At 60.1% G+C, this 1,640-nt stretch carries 2 protein-coding genes and 1 pseudogene; all 3 read left to right on the plus strand.

The genetic code is table 11. The features are described from left to right. Positions 1–191, plus strand: a pseudogene (locus tag HLUSI_RS28420) (LysR family transcriptional regulator); the annotation flags it as partial. A gap of 102 nt (positions 192–293) precedes the next feature. Next, entirely contained in the window at positions 294–1,277 is a 984-nt protein-coding gene (locus HLUSI_RS0112545; protein WP_016834301.1) for a 4-hydroxythreonine-4-phosphate dehydrogenase PdxA, read from the plus strand. 183 nt (positions 1,278–1,460) lie between these two features. Next, positions 1,461–1,640 (plus strand): MFS transporter (locus HLUSI_RS28425; protein WP_162098072.1); only part of this gene is annotated, 180 nt, incomplete at its 3' end.

Below are 1,640 nucleotides of genomic sequence, written 5' to 3' on the forward strand. Positions count from 1 at the left end.
TAACCGCCGTCGCAGCATTGCTGGCCGGCGGCGAGCAGTTTCGTTCGGTTCCCATCAACGGCGAGTGGGCCACACGCCGCTTTGTGCTCTGCCATCAGCCGGATGTTGCCATGTCATCGGCCGCCAAGTCCTTGGTGGAGGCGCTTTCCAGCCCGGTTTCGCAAAACGCGAATCCTGATTCGCTGAAATAGCGATGGAAGCCCGTCGGGTCGCGCCCTTATAGTCTGTGCAACGTCTGCCATGCCGTCTTTATCGGTGTGGAGATCAGAAGACAAGACTACACAGGAGCCGGCATGTCTGCAGCATCACCATCAAAACCTCGCATCGCCCTGACCATCGGCGACCCGGCCGGTATCGGCCCTGAACTCATCGTGCAATTGCTGGCCTTGCCCGCCATCGGCAAGCGCGCCGATGTCACGCTGATCGGCAATCGTGCAGCAATCGAGCGTGCCGCCAACGCCGTCAATGCACCGATTCCACAAGCGTCCGACTGGCTGACGATTCAGGATTGGGACGGCGACGTGCGCGAATATGCGCCCAGCGTAGCGGGTGTCGACAACGGTCATTTTATTCTTGATTCGCTGAAGCTGGGCACCAAACTGGTCACCGACGGCAAGGCTGATGCGCTGTGTTTTGCACCGCTGAACAAAGGCGCCATGCGCCTGGGCGGCATGCACGAAGAAGACGAGATGCGCTGGTTCGCCAAGCTGCTCAACTACGATGGCCCATGCGGTGAACTGAATATTCTCAATGACCTGTGGACCGGTCGCGTGACGTCGCACATGCCCTTGAAAGACGTGTCCTCGGTGCTGACTGTGGAAGGCGTGGCGCAAGCCATCGTCATGCTGACCGATGCCTTCCGCATCGCCGGCAAGTCAGAGCCGCGTATCGGCGTGTGCGGTTTCAACCCACACAACGGCGACAACGGCAACTACGGTCGTGAAGAGATTGACGTGATCGAGCCGGGCATCGCCATGGCGGCGAAAAAAGGTTATCCGTCGACCGGCCCGTTCCCGGCCGACACGATTTTCCTGCGAGCAAAGAACGGCCAGCTCGACGGCATTGTCAGCATGTATCACGACCAAGGGCAGATCGCCACCAAGCTGCTCGGTTTCGACGTCGGCGTGACGGTGGAAGGCGGCCTGTCGATTCCGATCACCACGCCGGCGCATGGCACCGCCTATGACATCGTCGGCAAAGGCATCGCCAAGATCACGGCGATGGAAAACGCCTTCGAGCTGGCTTGCCGCATGGGAGAAAGCCGCCTGAAGAACTGATGCAGCAGCCGTATCTGCAGCGCCGAATCGTCCCAACGTTGGCGCTGCAAGCAAGATCCAATATCACCATAACGAGCGCCAACCAGGCGCCACACCTTCCGCGAGGAGACTATGCAATCATTTTCCGCCGTAACAGCCGGCGCCGCCGGTCCAACCGGGCGCGCGACGCACGTCCAGAAATACATGCTCGCCATCTTTTGCGCGATGTCCTTCATCCTGTATCTGGATCGCGTCAATCTCGCCGCCGCCGCCGGTCCGATCAAGGATGAGCTCGGCCTGTCCAACACCACCCTCGGTCTGGCGTTCTCCGCCTTCGGTTATACCTATGCAATTTTTCAGATCATCGGCGGCTGGTTCGCCGAC

It is taken from the genome of Herbaspirillum lusitanum P6-12 (genome assembly GCF_000256565.1).
GTDB classification, from domain to species: domain Bacteria; phylum Pseudomonadota; class Gammaproteobacteria; order Burkholderiales; family Burkholderiaceae_D; genus Herbaspirillum; species Herbaspirillum lusitanum.